The sequence below is a fragment of the Bradyrhizobium sp. Ghvi genome (assembly GCF_900115265.1).
GTDB lineage: Bacteria > Pseudomonadota > Alphaproteobacteria > Rhizobiales > Xanthobacteraceae > Bradyrhizobium.
The window spans coordinates 786,859-801,310 of record NZ_FOVU01000005.1; the positions used below are offsets into that span (position 1 = coordinate 786,859).

12 protein-coding genes and 1 pseudogene are annotated in these 14,452 nt (G+C 63.5%); 7 read left to right on the plus strand and 6 right to left on the minus strand.

The features are described from left to right. Positions 1-3: 3 nt before the first annotated feature. The gene (locus BM374_RS22860; RefSeq protein WP_092296810.1) at positions 4-891 is read right to left on the minus strand and encodes a LysR family transcriptional regulator; all 888 of its coding nucleotides are present in this window, start codon (positions 889-891) and stop codon (positions 4-6) included. A gap of 122 nt (positions 892-1,013) precedes the next feature. Between BM374_RS22860 and BM374_RS22865 the strand changes: the two genes are divergently transcribed. The 6 genes from BM374_RS22865 (at position 1,014) to BM374_RS22890 (ending at position 7,924) form a co-directional block, all read left to right on the plus strand. Further along, positions 1,014-2,435: an amidase gene (locus BM374_RS22865; RefSeq protein WP_177248469.1), complete on the plus strand. Its 1,422-nt coding sequence runs from the start codon at positions 1,014-1,016 to the stop codon at positions 2,433-2,435. A gap of 86 nt (positions 2,436-2,521) precedes the next feature. Next, positions 2,522-3,472 carry an ABC transporter permease gene (locus BM374_RS22870; protein WP_092296813.1) on the plus strand — a complete coding sequence of 317 codons (951 nt, stop codon included), beginning with the start codon at positions 2,522-2,524 and terminating at the stop codon, positions 3,470-3,472. Beyond that, positions 3,469-4,362: an ABC transporter permease gene (locus BM374_RS22875; protein WP_092296816.1), complete on the plus strand. Its 894-nt coding sequence runs from the start codon at positions 3,469-3,471 to the stop codon at positions 4,360-4,362. Before BM374_RS22870 ends, BM374_RS22875 begins: the two co-directional genes overlap by 4 nt. 2 nt (positions 4,363-4,364) lie before the next feature. Beyond that, positions 4,365-5,372 carry an ABC transporter ATP-binding protein gene (locus BM374_RS22880; RefSeq protein ID WP_177248470.1) on the plus strand — a complete coding sequence of 336 codons (1,008 nt, stop codon included), beginning with the start codon at positions 4,365-4,367 and terminating at the stop codon, positions 5,370-5,372. Then, positions 5,369-6,373, plus strand: a complete 1,005-nt coding sequence (locus tag BM374_RS22885; RefSeq protein WP_092296822.1) for an ABC transporter ATP-binding protein — start codon at positions 5,369-5,371, stop codon at positions 6,371-6,373. The genes BM374_RS22880 and BM374_RS22885 overlap by 4 nt, the downstream gene beginning before the upstream one ends. A gap of 57 nt (positions 6,374-6,430) precedes the next feature. Beyond that, the gene (locus tag BM374_RS22890) at positions 6,431-7,924 is read left to right on the plus strand and encodes an ABC transporter substrate-binding protein (protein WP_092297024.1); all 1,494 of its coding nucleotides are present in this window, start codon (positions 6,431-6,433) and stop codon (positions 7,922-7,924) included. Between the two features lie 326 nt (positions 7,925-8,250). Here BM374_RS22890 and BM374_RS22895 read toward each other — a convergent pair whose 3' ends face one another. The 3 genes from BM374_RS22895 to BM374_RS22910 all read right to left on the minus strand — a co-directional run bounded on the left by BM374_RS22895 (position 8,251) and on the right by BM374_RS22910 (position 11,252). After that, positions 8,251-9,333 (minus strand): acyltransferase family protein, encoded by a 1,083-nt coding sequence (locus BM374_RS22895; RefSeq protein WP_092296825.1) that lies wholly within the window; start codon positions 9,331-9,333, stop codon positions 8,251-8,253. Between the two features lie 348 nt (positions 9,334-9,681). Beyond that, positions 9,682-10,317: an alpha/beta hydrolase gene (locus BM374_RS22905; RefSeq protein WP_092296831.1), complete on the minus strand. Its 636-nt coding sequence runs from the start codon at positions 10,315-10,317 to the stop codon at positions 9,682-9,684. Next, positions 10,314-11,252, minus strand: coding sequence for a ring-cleaving dioxygenase (locus BM374_RS22910; protein ID WP_092296834.1), 939 nt, complete (start codon positions 11,250-11,252; stop codon positions 10,314-10,316). Before BM374_RS22910 ends, BM374_RS22905 begins: the two co-directional genes overlap by 4 nt. A 129-nt stretch (positions 11,253-11,381) precedes the next feature. On the opposite strand from BM374_RS22910, the gene BM374_RS22915 reads away from it, so the two are divergent. After that, positions 11,382-12,269 carry a LysR family transcriptional regulator gene (locus BM374_RS22915; RefSeq protein WP_092296837.1) on the plus strand — a complete coding sequence of 296 codons (888 nt, stop codon included), beginning with the start codon at positions 11,382-11,384 and terminating at the stop codon, positions 12,267-12,269. A gap of 197 nt (positions 12,270-12,466) precedes the next feature. Here BM374_RS22915 and BM374_RS22920 read toward each other — a convergent pair. Beyond that, positions 12,467-13,199 (minus strand): annotated as a pseudogene (locus BM374_RS22920) (IS5 family transposase). 180 nt (positions 13,200-13,379) lie between these two features. Further along, on the minus strand, positions 13,380-14,452 hold a 1,073-nt coding region (locus tag BM374_RS22925; protein WP_143270228.1), incomplete at its 5' end, for a peptidoglycan D,D-transpeptidase FtsI family protein.

The window sequence follows — 14,452 nt, forward strand, 5'->3', positions numbered from 1 at the left end:
TCGTCACAGCCGCGCGACGACCTTCTCGGCGCATTTTACAAATCTGGGGATCAGCGGGCTCTGCGAATCCCGCCGCCAGCACACCGCGATGTCGATGGAATCGACCGCGTCCCGCAGCGGCCGGAATACGATGCCGCGCGGCGCGCCGAGCTTGGCGCAAGCCGGCAGGATCGCAAAGCCTTCGCCAGCGAGCACAAGGCTCATTGCCGAATGTGCCGTCTCGACCCGGCTCGCGATCGGCATCACGACCCGATGCCGCCGCAGCAAGGCCGCGACCGCGGAGGAGGCGGGGTCCCGCTCCGGCGGCGGTAGCGCAATCAGCGGACGGCCCTGCAACCGAGCCATCGGCACGGCGCCGAGGCGCGCCAGCGGCGAGCGGTTCGGCATCGCCAGCATGAAGCGCTGCGCACCGATCCGCGCGACCTGAATCTCGGGATGGTGGATCGCCGGCATGCACAGTGCCACCGTGACGCTGCGGTCGAGCAGCCGTACCTCGCGCGTCGATGCGCTGAGGTCGACGAAGTCGAGGTCGACGCCGGGAATGGATCGCCGCAGCTCGGGGATCAGTCGCGGCAGCACGGCGTTCGCCAGCACGAACATGTAGCCGACCGAGATACGCCCGCGCTGGCCCGCAGCAACAGCACGCGCGGCCTCGATGCCGTCGGCCGCCAGCGCCAGTGCTTCGCCAGCGCGGGCCAGCAGGGCCTGGCCCGCGTCGGTCAGATCCATGCCACGCGTGCCGCGGTGGAACAGCGGCGCGCCGATTTCGGCCTCGAGCTTGCGGATCTGGACCGAGAGGGGCGGCTGCGCCATCCGCAGTCGTTCGGCAGCCTTGCCGACGCTGCGCGCCTCGGCCACGGCAACGAAATAGCGGAGCCGGCGAAGATCCATGGGCATACCGAAACCGTATGGGTTGACCACCAAAATCGTATTGGACGCCGAGTTAACAAAACTGTCATTCTGATTGTCAATGCATGGGGCCAACGGCGGCCGCTTCGGAGCATGATCTGACGATGAACAGCGATCCCTGCCTGCTCTCCGGAACCGAATTGCGTCACCTGATCGCGAACAAGCAGATCTCCGCCGTCGAAGTTACCCGCGCCGTACTCGCGCGCGCCGAAGCTCTCCAGCCCAAGCTGAACTGCTTCATCACGATCTGTGGCGACGAGGCGATGGCGGCGGCGCGCGAGGCCGAGTGCAAGGTGATGGCGGGCGAGCCGCTCGGGCTGCTGCATGGCCTTCCCGTGACGGTCAAGGACATCGTCAACACCAAGGGCGTGAAGACCACTTTCGGCGCCGCCCCCTACAAGGACAACGTTCCCACCGAGGATGCCGTTGCGGTCGCAAGACTGCGCAGCGAAGGCGCGATCCTGATCGGCAAGACCACGACTCCGGAATTCGGCAGCAAGTGCCTGACCGACTCGCCGCTGTTTGGCCGCACGCGCAATGCCTGGAGCGCGGAGCGCTCCTCCGGCGGCTCCAGCGGCGGCGCCGCGGTGGCGGTGGCGAGCGGCATCGCGCCGCTGGCGATCGCGACTGATGGCGGCGGCTCGACTCGCATTCCCGCCGCCTGCAACGGCGTCGTGGGCTTGAAGCAGAGCAATGGCGTGATCGCACACAGCCAGGCGCTCGACGCGTTCGGCAACCAGACCTATGTGACGCCGACCACGCGCACCGTCGCCGATACCGCGTTGATGATGCAGGCAATGGCCGGCGAGGACGCCAGCGATCCCTGGTCGATCGGCGTGCCCGCGCCCGATTTTATCGGCACTGCGGCCCCGCGCGGTGATCTGCGTGGGCAGAAGATCCTGTTCTGCGCCTCACCACCGGGACGTCCAGTGTCGTCGGATGTCGCGACCGCCTTCAAGGCGAGCCTCGACCGGCTTGCCAATCTCGGCGCCGAGCTCGAGGAGTTCTCCGGCGAGGGCTTTGACGTCGAGCCGATCTGGCGCGCAATCAACCACACTGTCTGGCGGTCACGCTTTTCGAAGCTGGTGGCCGAGCATGGCGACGCCCTCAGCGAAGCCTTCCTCAAGCAGATCGCCCTGGCGACCAATTTCAGCGGCGTCGACTACCAGGAGGCGATGTTCGCGCGCACCGCGTTGTTCCGTCGCGTGCAATCCCTGCTTGCGGGCGGGCACCTTCTGGCGATGCCAACCATCACCCGCTCCGCGCTGCCGATCGACCAGGACCTGTTCGGCAAGATCGAGATCGACGGAATGCAGTTTGACAGCGTCCGGCCGCACTGGTTCCCCTGGACCATGCCGTTCAACATGACCGGCCACCCCGCGATCAGTCTGCCCTGCGGCTTCGGCCGTGATGGCCTGCCGATCGGGCTCCAGCTCGTCGGCCGCTTTCGCCGTGACGCGGAATTGCTGCGCGTCAGCGCCCTGTTCGAAGCCTCGAGTGACCTTCTGTCCCGCTGGCCGGCTTAAGGGGGCGACGATGGATAGCAAAGGGCTTGCGTCGGGCGTGCGGACATGTTGATCGTGCCGGTAGTGAGCCCTGAAGCCGACGGCGTATGAGCGTATTTCTCCTCCGACGTGTCCTGACATTGCTGGCGACGCTGGTCGGCGCGTCCGTGATCATTTTCCTGGTGCTGGATGCGTTGCCGGGCAATGCCGCGCAAATGCTGATGGGCGCCGATGCCTCGGCCGACGCGGTGCGTGCGCTCACCGTCAAGCTCGGGCTGGATCAGCCGCTCGCGGTCCGCTACCTGCAATGGATCAAGGGCATCGTCGTTGGCGATCTCGGCAATTCCTATGTTTACGGCACGCCGGTCTCTGGCCTGATCGCGGAGCGGCTGGTGCTGACCATTCCGCTCGCGATCATGTCGATGCTGATCACCGTTGTGCTGGCGCTCTCGGCCGGCATCTACACCGCTGCCAATCATAACAAGCTCGGCGATGTCGGCGTGATGTCGCTGACCCAAATCGGCATCGCGCTGCCGAACTTCTGGTTCGCGATCCTCCTGGTCCTGCTATTTGCCGTGCGGCTGCAATGGCTCTCCGCCGGCGGCTTTGCCGGCTGGGATGACGGCATCTGGCCAGGGATCAAATCGCTGCTGTTGCCGTCGATTTCGCTGGCAGTGGTACAGGCCGCGATTCTTGCGCGCGTCACGCGCTCGGCGGTGCTGGAAGTGCTGCGCGAAGACTTCGTCCGCACTGCGCGCGCGAAAGGACTCGGCAAGCGCGAGGTGCTGTGGCGCCATGTGCTGCGCAACGCCATGATTCCCGTGATGACGGTGATGGGCCTGCAATTCGCCAATCTGCTCGCCGGCACCATCGTGATTGAGAACGTGTTCTACCTACCCGGTCTCGGCCGGTTGATCTTCCAGTCGATTGCCAATCGTGACCTGATCGTGGTGCGAAACTGCGTGATGCTGCTGGCAACCATGGTCGTCATCGTCAATTTCGTGGTCGACGTGCTCTATGCCTTCATCGATCCCCGCATCAAGGTGCACGACCTGTGAGCGCGCAGCTTTCCACGCCCGTTGACGCGCCGGTCGCAACGCGCCCCGTGCCTGCGCGGACCTTTTGGAGCCGCGCGCTGCGCCATCGCAGCTTCGTGCTGGGCGGCGCTCTCAGCCTGCTGGTAGTTGCCTCGGCGCTGCTCTCGCTGGTGTGGACGCCCTGGTCGCCTTACGAGATCGACATCGCCTCGAAGCTGCGGCCGCCCTCGGCGACGCATTGGCTTGGCACCGATACCTTCGGTCGTGACATCATCTCGCTGCTGCTCGCAGGTGCGCGCTCCACCATCCTGGTCGGTATCATCGCGGTCAGCATCGGTCTCACCTTCGGGGTCTGCCTCGGCCTGATTGCGTCGGCCAAGCGCGGCTGGACCGAAGAGGTCATCATGCGCTTTTCCGATTTCACCTTCGCCTTTCCGGCTGTGCTCTCGGCGATCATGCTGGCGGCGGTCGCAGGTCCAGGCATGGTGACTTCGATCATTGCGATCGGCATTTTCCAGATCCCGACCTTGACCCGGCTGACGCGCGGTTCGGCCAATGCGATTTGGGCGCGCGAATTCGTGCTGGCGGCGCGCGCCTCGGGCAAGGGCGCCCTTCGCATCACCATCGAGCATGTGCTGCCGAACATCCTGTCGATCCTGATCGTGCAGGCGACGATCCAGTTTGCGCTCGCGATCCTTGCCGAAGCCGCTTTGTCCTATCTCGGCCTCGGCACCCAACCGCCACAGCCGTCCTGGGGTCGCATGCTGAACGACGCGCAGACCATGTTGTTCCAGTCGCCGATGCTTGCGGTCTACCCCGGTGCCGCGATTGCGATCGCCGTGCTCGGCCTCAATCTGCTCGGCGACGGCTTGCGTGATCTGCTCGATCCCAGGCTGGCGCGGGAGCGGTGACGATGGTTGATCCAGCAACCCTGATCGAGGTCGATAATCTCGGCGTCCGCCTCAACACCTCTCGCGGCGCCGCGCAGGCCGTGCGCGGCGTCAGCTTTACCCTGAAGCGCGGCGAGACGCTTGGGCTCGTCGGCGAATCCGGCTGCGGCAAGTCAGTCACGGCGCTCTCGCTGATGGGGCTGTTGCCTGAGAGCGCTGTTATCACCGGCAGCATCAAGCTTGACGGCAACGAGCTCGTCCGGTTGCCGGATGGGGATTACTGCAAGCTGCGTGGCAACCGCATCAGCATGATCTTCCAGGAGCCGATGACGGCGCTGAACCCGATGCACACGATCGGCCATCAAGTCGCCGAGCCGCTGCGCCGTCACAAGAAATATTCGGCCGCGCAGGCGCGGAAAGAAGCTATCGCCTTGCTCGACCGCGTCGGGTTGCCCGATCCGGCGAGGCGTATCGACGCCTATCCGCACCAGTTCTCCGGCGGCCAGCGCCAGCGCGTCACCATTGCTATGGCGCTGGCCTGCGAGCCTGATCTGTTGATCGCGGACGAGCCGACCACCGCACTCGACGTCACGATCCAGGGCCAGATCCTAGATCTCATCGCCGATCTCGTCGAGGAGCGCGGCATGTCGATGATCCTGATCTCGCATGATCTCGGCGTCATCGCCGAGAACGTGCAGCGCATGATGGTGATGTACGGCGGCACAGTGGTCGAGAGCGGGCCAACCGACGAAGTGTTCCGCCGCATGGGCCACCCCTATACGCAAGGCCTGTTTCGCGCCCGTCCAAAACTCGGCGCGCGCAAGGGGACGCGGCTGACGACGATCTCGGGTACCGTGCCGGAGCTCGCCGATCTGCCGGTGGGCTGCACCTTCGCCGATCGATGTCCGCTCGTGATCGATGCGTGCCGGGCGGCGCTGCCGCCGATGGTCGAGGTTGGCCCCCGGCACGGCGTGCGTTGCATCAGGACCGATGTCTCCATGGCAGCGAATGTCGGAGCCCTGTCCGCATGACCGCAGCACCTCTTCTCGACGTCAAAAATCTCGAGCAGCGCTACACGCTGCCGCGCGAAAGCCTCTTCCGTCCGCCCGGCGAGGTGCGCGCGCTCAACGGGGTCAGCGTGCAGGTCCAGGCCGGCAAGAGCCTCGGCATCGTCGGCGAATCCGGCTCCGGCAAATCCACTTTTGCGCGCGTCGTGATGGCGCTGGAGCGGCCGACCGCGGGTGAGGTCACGCTGCTCGGCCGCGATCTCAACCGCATCTCGCCCGATGAACTGCGCCGCGCGCGGCGTGATTTCCAGATGGTGTTCCAGGACCCTTATGGGTCGCTCGACCCGCGCCAGACGGTTGCGCGCATCGTCGCCGAGCCGCTCACCGTGCTTGATGACGTCGATCGCACCACGTTTCGCGCCCGCGTCTCCGCGGTGCTGAAGCAGGTCGGCTTGCGCGAAGCGGACATGGACAAATATCCGCACGAGTTCTCCGGCGGCCAACGCCAGCGCATCGCCATCGCGCGCGCGTTGATCACCCAGCCCAAGCTGATCGTCGCGGACGAACCGGTCTCCGCGCTCGACGTCTCCGTGCAGGCGCAGGTCCTGAACCTGATGCAGGACCTCCAGGAGGAGTTCGGCCTCAGCTATATCCTGATCAGTCACGATCTTGCCGTTGTCGATTATCTCTGCGACGAGGTCGCCGTGATGTATCTCGGCCGGGTCGTCGAGCAGGGGCGGCCGGAGGATTTGTTCGAGCGCTGCGCCCATCCCTATACGCGGGCACTGCTCGATGCCGTGCCGCGGGCTCGTGCCGGTGGTGGCCGGCGCCGGCGCGGGGCGCAGGCGATCGCCTCGCAATCGGCGGCAGCGAGCGGATGCCCCTATGTCGCGCGCTGTCCGCTCGCCGACCAGCATTGCCGGGAGGTTCCGCCCTTGCTACGCAGGGTGGGCGCGGGACATCTTGTCGCCTGCCACAAGGCGGAGGCCGTGATGGCATTGCCGCAGGCGGCCATGGAAGGCTAATGTCGGCGGCAAGATTGGCGTCGTCCCAAAGGACAGAAGAAGGCCGGGGAGTTGGGCATGTTGAAGAAGCTATCGATCGTCGCTTTTGCCGCAGCACTAGCCGCGGCGCCGCTGCCGGTGCTGGCGCAGAGCAAGAAGGACAGCGTCGTCATGGGTATGACGCTGGAGCCGCCGGGGCTCGATCCCACCAACGCTGCGGCTGCAGCGATCGCTGAGGTCACGCTCTACAACATCTACGAGACCCTGACCAAGATCAACGAGGACGGCTCGGTCTCGCCGCTGCTCGCCGAGAGCTGGACCGCCTCGCCTGACCTGAAGACCTATACGTTCAAGCTGCGCAAGGGCGTCAAATTCCAGAACGGTGAGGCGTTCAATTCCGCCGCCGTCAAATTCTCGTTCGAGCGCAACGCAGCCGCGAACAGCACCAATAAGGACAAGAGCCTGTTCCAGGCTTTCGAGAAGATCGATGCGCCCGATGCCGACACGATCGCGCTCACGCTGAAATATCCCGAGCCGAACCTGCCGTTCCTGATGGGACAGGCGAGCGCCTCCATCGTCGAGCCGAAGAGCGCGGCGACCAATATCACGCAGCCGGTCGGCACCGGGCCTTATCAGCTCGGTGCCTGGGCCAAGGGCTCGTCGATTACGCTGAACAAGTGGGCCGACTATCGCAACGCCTCCGCGATCAAGCTCGCGAAGGTGACGATCCGCTTCATCTCCGATCCGGCCGCGCAGGCCGCGGCGCTGCTCTCGGGTGATGTGGATGCATTTCCGCGCATCGCGACCCGCGTTGTTGCCCAATTCAAAGCTGACCCGCGCTTTACCGTGCTGATCGGCGGTTCGAAGGCCAAGACCATCGTCGCCATCAACGAAAAGAAGAAGCCGCTGGACGACGTCAGGGTGCGCCGCGCGATCCTCGCTGCGATCGACCGCAAGGCATTGATCGATGGCTCGGTCGAAGGCTTCGGTACGCCGATCGGCAGCTTCTACACACCGGGGTCGCTCGGCTATGTCGATACCACCGGCATCAACCCGTACGACCCCGAGAAGGCGAAGAAGCTGCTGACTGAAGCCGGCGTCACCACGCCGCTCGAGCTCAGCCTGAAGCTGCCGCCACCGCCCTACGCGCGGCAGGGCGGCGAGATCCTCGCAGCCCAGCTCGCCAAGGTCGGCATCGTCGCCAAGATCGAGAACGTCGAGTGGGCGCAGTGGCTGTCGCAGGTGTTCGCTGGCAATGGTCCGCACAATTACGACCTCACCATCGTTTCCCACGTCGAGCCGTTCGATCTCGTCAAGATCACCGAGCCCGACTTCTACCTCGGCTACAACAACGAGGCGTTCAACGCGCTCTACAAGCAGATCGTGTCGACGCCGGATGAGGCTGCCCGCGCAAAGCTGCTCGGTGATGCCCAGAAGATGCTGGCGACGGACGCGGTCGCCGGCTTCCTGTTCCAGCCGCAATGGCCGACGGTGATCAACAAGAAGCTGAAGGGCGTCTGGAAGGAAGTCCCGCAGTTCGAGAACGATTTCTCGGCCTGGTCCTGGGAATAGGCTCCCGGTCAGGCCGAGCCTGGCGCTTCAAAATGGGCCTCTCTCCGTCGGAGAGCGGCCCATTTTCTTGTGCGGGCTGAAAAAACGAGAAAACAACCCCATGCACAGTAGACCGGCCTTGTTCTTTCAATGGCTTGCGCGGTCCGATCAGGCGATTTCGAAAATCCGAAAAATCGATTGACCCGTCGGGCAAAACACGGGCATGATGCCATCCTTGACGAAGGACGCACCACCGGGCGAGCACGTCATCAGGAAGCTGTTCCGAGACGTCGATGGCTGGCCATCCGACCCGTCAGACGAAGTCCATTTTTGAAGACCGAGATCGATCAGGATTTCTGATCGGCGGTGTTGGCCAATTTGAACGTCGCTTTGGTCGTGATCGCCGGCATGGGCTGGTTCTTTGTCCTGCCGTCGGTGAGGTGATGGCGAAGTCGCTCCAGGGGCCTCTCGACACCGACGACGATGAGGCAGGACAGCAGCAGGCTTGTCGCGACCACAACGGCATAATTATCGCTCAGGAACTGAATGATCGGGAAATGCAGGAGATAGATGGGATAGGAGAGATCTCCGACGAACCGATCGACGCTGGCGTCCTTGAAGGCGGCGAAGGCAATCGGAACGACCGCTGCCGCCATGGTCGCTCCAACGAAGCTGTACTGCACCGGAACGTTCAAGACAAAAAGCTGTGCGAGCATGATCAATCCGGCGATGACGACCAACGCCAGGGGTCTGGACTGCGAGAACGGCAGCAATTCGATCCGGTTGAACAGGCGGAAGCTGAGCATGCCCAATACAAAGAGAGGAAGCTCGAATGGGAAGAAGCGATAAAACCAGGGATCGTGATCCAGTCCTGCGCCATAGGCTGCAAGCCTCGCTCCGGTGAGGATGAGAGCGAGCGCACCCAGGTAGGAGCTGCGAATTCGCGCCAAAGACGGCGCCACCAGGTAAAAATACAACTCCAGGGCCAGCGTCCACGATGGGCGCACCATCAGATATGAGGACAGTTGAGGGGTAGTGGAATGAAAATCTGCTGTGAAGAATAGTCCGCTGTAGTCCACTCCGAGGAACAACAACGTGTCTTGAAGAAAAATCAAGATATTGGTTGCCAACAGCAGAATGGCTGGTTGCCATCCCAGACTGGCGAGGTCGTGGAAGCCTTTCGCGGGCCAGAGCGCGAAAGCCAGAGCAGCCACGAGCCAATAGGTCGGAAAAATGCGAAATGCCCGGCTGAGGTAGAACGCTCCTGGGGACGCGTATCGCTGCGACAGCACCATCTGCATGTAGAAGCCGGAAATCACGAAAAAGACTTCAACTGCCATGATCCCCGTCGTGAGACGAAGCCAAGTGAATGGCGGCAATACATGGTCGCCGACAACGGCCAGCGCCAGGAGCAATCGCAACAGTCCCATCGGTTCACGCGATCGGACGCAGCACAGCGTCGAACGCGATGGACGGATTGCGACTAGCCATTTTCGGCCACTCCCTGCATTACGGGAATGTTCGTGCCACAGCAACTCTTAATAGTTCAACAACATATGCGTGTGTTCTTGGGCTGGAACACGTCGATCGATCGTCCAATTTTTTGGAACCTTAGCCGGTCGGATCGTCGCTTTGCGCGCATGATGTGACCATTCTCGGCTGGTCGACGAGGGGGGAGAACCGCGTCGAAAAATCTGCCTGATCCTTCACGAAGCGGTGCGGCCGCTTCGAGCGATAGCAGCGGCGCACCGTCCGGAAACGATGCGCCGCTTGTCGGTTCATGCCGCTTTCGCGCTGATATTGCCGATCCATTTGCGGGCCAGTGTCACGTCGGCTTGCGACAATTGATGGCCCGCCGGCAAGACGTTGTGGTCGACACGGGCGCCTGCGTCCGACAACAGCGCCGCAAGCTTCGCGGAATTGCTCGACGGCACGATCGGGTCAGCCTGCCCCGACAGCAGAAGCACCGGCTTGCCGCCAAGCTCCGGCTTTGCCTGATCAGTGTTGGGCGGATCCGACAGCGGCACCATCGCGCGCAACAGCACTGCGCCTGCCAGCACGTCCGGCTTCAGCAGCAACAGCGCGGCCGCGATGTTGGCGCCGTTGGAGAAACCGATCGCGACTGGCGCGGCGATGCCGTAGTGCCTGCGTGCCTCCGCGACGAAGTCGCCGAGCTCGCGCGCACGCCGGCGCACGTCCTCTTCGTCGAACACGCCTTCCGCAAGGCGGCGGAAGAAGCGCGGCATGCCGTGCTCGAGCACGCGGCCGCGCGGAGAGAGCAGGGCGGAACCGGGCGAGATCATCTGGCCGAGCCCGAGCAGATCGTTCTCGTCGCCGCCGGTGCCGTGCAGCAGCAATAGTGGGGGTGAGCCCGCGTCGCGCGCGGGCTCGAAACGGTGGATGAAATCGGTCATGACGCGGTCTCTTCCAGGCTCGGCAGCACGCCCTCGATCTCCTTGCGATGCTTTTCGAGGAAGCCGGGCAGCTTCAAATCGCGTCCGAGCGTCGCGACAGGCTCGTCCACGGCGAAGCCGGGGATATCGGTTGCGATCTCGAACAGCACGCCGCCGGGCTCGCGGAAGTAGATCGAGCGGAAGTAGTTGCGGTCCCTCTGCTCGGTCGGGTGCAGGCCGTGATTGCTGACGAGCCTCTCGGCCATCTTGCCCTGCTCGGCATCATCGGCCGCACGGAAGGCGATGTGATGGACGGAGCCGCCGCCCTGATGACCGCGCAGAAAGCCCTTGGCCGCGTAGATGTCGACGACGCTGCCCTCAGTGTCGCCCGATGCCTTGAAGCGGATCACGGAGCCTTCGCGGCCCGTCTCCTTGAAGCCGAGCACGTCGGTGAGGACGGCCGCCGTCTTCGCCGCGCTGTCGAGCAACAGGGTCACGCCATGGAATCCGCGGATCGCATGCTCGGCCGGCACCTCGCCATTGCTCCAGCCCGACTCGTTCTCGGCCCCGGGGACGCCGACCAGCGCGAGCGCCATGCCGTCGGGGTCAGTGAACGGCAACACGGATTCGCCGAAGCGCTTTTCCAGCGCCTCGTAAGCGATGCCCTTCTCGGTGAAGCGCTGCGTCCAGTAGCCGAGCGAGCGCTGCGGCACGCGGAAGGCGGTCTGATGGGTCTCGCCGACGCCGCGGCGCCCGGGGGACACGCCGGCCCACGGGAAGAAGGTCAGGATGGTGCCGGGGCGGCCGGTCTCGTCGCCATAATAGAAATGGTAGGTGCCGGGATCGTCGAAATTGACCGTCTTCTTGACGAAGCGCAGGCCGAGATCCCGCGTGTAGAACCCGAAATTGCGGATGGGGTCGCCGGCGATCGCGGTGACATGGTGCAGTCCAGACATTGTCGTTCTCCTGAAATCGGGGAGCGGTCTTGCTCTGGGCGGAAATATTGTTCTGCTTTGGATTGGAGACAATCCATGCAAATATGACGACTATGTCTATGATCTGGAAACAATCGCCGAGGCCGGCGCTTGGATAAGGTCGCCAGCCTCCGGGCCTTCGTCAAAGTGGTCGAAAGCGGCAGCTTCGCCGAAGCCGGCCGGCAATTGCGGCTGTCGCGCTCGGCCATCAGCAAATACATCGCCGACCTCGAGGAGAGCCTGGGCGTCCAGCTCCTGAACCGGACCACGCGGCACGCCAGCCCGACTGAAAACGGCCAGCGCTATTTCGAGCGCGCGGTGGTGATCCTCTCGGAGATCGAGGCCGCCGACCAGGCGGTGACGCAGGCCCAGTCGGCGCCGCGTGGACTGCTCCGCGTCAACGCGCCGATGTCGTTCGGGACGATGCGGCTCGGGCCTGTCCTCGCGGACTTCATGGAAGCGTATCCGGAGCTTCAGCTCCAGATCGTGCTCAGCGATGACCTGCTCGATCCCGTCCAGGACGGCTTTGACGTGACGCTGCGGATCGCAGACCTGGAATCGTCGAGTTTGATCGCACGAAAAATCATGCCGGTGTCGCGCATGATCTGCGCTTCGCCCGGTTATCTCGCGCATCACGGTGTGCCAAGGCATCCGCAGGATTTACGCGAGCATACCTCGCTGACCTACGGCTTCCTGCTGACGGGCAATCAGTGGAAGCTCACCGGCCGCGATGGCGATCACTGGATCCAGCCGTCCTGGTCGCTCTGCGTCAACAATGCCGAGGTGCTGCGCGATGCCGCGATCAAGGGCAGGGGCCTCGCGTTGCTGCCCGAGTTCATCGCCGCGGACGCGTTGAAGAAGGGCGAACTGCGGACGGTGCTGGACGATTATTCCGCGCCGCCGCTCGCGCTTTATGCGGTCTACCCGCCGACGCGGCATCTGTCGGTGAAGGTGCGGTTGTTCATCGATTTTCTGGTGGACCGAATAGCCACGAAATGACTATTCCGAATTCGATCACAAGAAAACCGACCAAACGGCCTATAATTCGTGCGCGCATTTTTGCTTCCGAGAGGGGGCGCCTCAGTCAGACTGCTCCGAGGGTGGACCACGTCGCAAACCGCTCAATCAAAGACATCTCCTCTTTGACCCTGGTATATTCAGACGGCCCCAACTGAAGGGGACACGGAAAAGCGGATTTAGGACGTGGACTCATTAACGCGAAGCCATAGCCTGATCGAGGCAAGCTGAATGAAAGCGAGATAGTTCGTTTGTCGTAGCGCGTTGCGACCCGACGGCATTGTTTGATCCTGTTGAAGAACCGCTCGACCCGGTTGCGACCGCGGTAGAGATATGGGCCACTTTTTGGTGGGATGTTGGCCCACGCGTCCTTCTTCATGGCAAGCTCTCTAATCCAGTCGGCGTCATAGCCACGGTCGGCAGGCAGCATCGACCCGGATTTCAAACGAGATAGCAGTTTTCCGGCAAGGCTAACATCATGGGTCTCACCAGGGCTCAGCGCCAGCCGCACCGGCAGACCATTGCTATCGACAACAGCGTGGATTTTGCTCGTCAAGCCGCCGCGGGACCTTCCCATCGATTGGCTCGCTGGTTGCTCGTGATGCAGGCTCCACGCTGATGCACGCGGACAATGGAGGTGTCGATCATCTGGACAGCAGCATCGTGGGCAGCGGCAAGTGCATCTATGATGCGGCCCCAGACGCCAGCCCGTCGCCACCTGACGAAGCGGTTGTAACAAGTGGTGTACGGACCAAACGCCGCCGGCAGATCACGCCAAGGTGCTCCGGATCGCAAGATCCAGATGATACCATTGAGGACACGTTGGTCGTTTACCCGAGGAATGCCACGCGGTTTGTTGGGCAGCATCGGCTTGATGGCGACCCATTCAAAGTCGGCGAGTTCATAGCGCATGATTCGTCCCCCGGTTTGAGAGTTTGAATCACGTGAGGCTGACCGAAGGCAACGCCGCAGGGCCTGGTCCTGGCGCGGCGCCTGCGGGCACGGGCACCGTCAAAATGACCCACATGTAGGTCCTGCTCAGCGATCCGGGCGAGCTTGTTAGCGAGCACAATCGGTAGCACCGCGGGCTCATCAATGCGCCACTGACTCGCTCTTTTCCTGCTGGCGCGCTGTTGACGCTGCAAGAATAAGCCGGTCCGCAGGCGGCAGGTCGTAGCGGGGCTCGATGCCGAGAAGCGGTCCGATCCGGGCGATGACGTTGCCCGCGGTCGGAACGGCGTTCCAGCCCGACGCTATCTGGCCGTAGGTCTCCTTCAGCGGCTGCGGCTCGTCCAGCATGATCAGGAGCTGGTACTTCGGCTTGTCAGCTGGAATGATCGCGGTAAACGCCGTCAGCACCTTCTTCTTGGCATAACGGCCGTTGACCACCTTTTCTGCTGTGCCGGTCTTGCCGCCGATGTAGTAACCGGGAACATTCGCCTTCTTGGCGGTACCGATCTCTGCGTTCAGCCGCATCAGGAAGCGCATCTTGTCCGACGTCTCGGGCTTGATCACGCGCTTGGCGATCGCCCGCGCCTCCTCCTCGGAGCGCTTGAGGAAAGTCGGCGGAATCAGCAGGCCGCCGTTCGCCAGCGCGCTGACGCCCATCACGGCCTGCAGCGGCGCGACCGCGATGCCGTGACCGAACGCGATGGTGATGGTGTTGAGATCGCCCCAATGCCGCGGCACGATCGGCGAGGCGCTTTCCGGCAGCTCAGTGCGGAGCCGCTCGAGCTGGCCCATCTTGCGCAGGAACGCCTTGTGCGCTTCCACGCCCTGCGACAGCGCAATTCGCGCCGCGCCCACGTTGGAGGAGAAGGTGAACACCTCCTTCATGTTGAGGAAGCGGCCCTTCGGCTCGTCGTCATGGATGGCGAACTTGCCGTAGTGCAGCGGCCCGCGCGCATCCCACAGCGAATCGAGGCCGTATTTGCCGGTGTCGAGCGCCATCGCGAGCGTGAACGCCTTGAAGGTCGAGCCCATCTCGTAGACGCCTGTGGTCAGGCGGTTGATGCGATCAGGGTCGTGGGCTTCCTTCGGATTGTTCGGGTCGAAATCCGGAACCGAGACCATGGCCACGATCTCGCCGGTGTTGACGTTGGTGACGAGGCCGGAGGCGGCCTTGGCGTGGAATTTTTCCTTGGCCTTGAGCAGCTCGTCGCGCA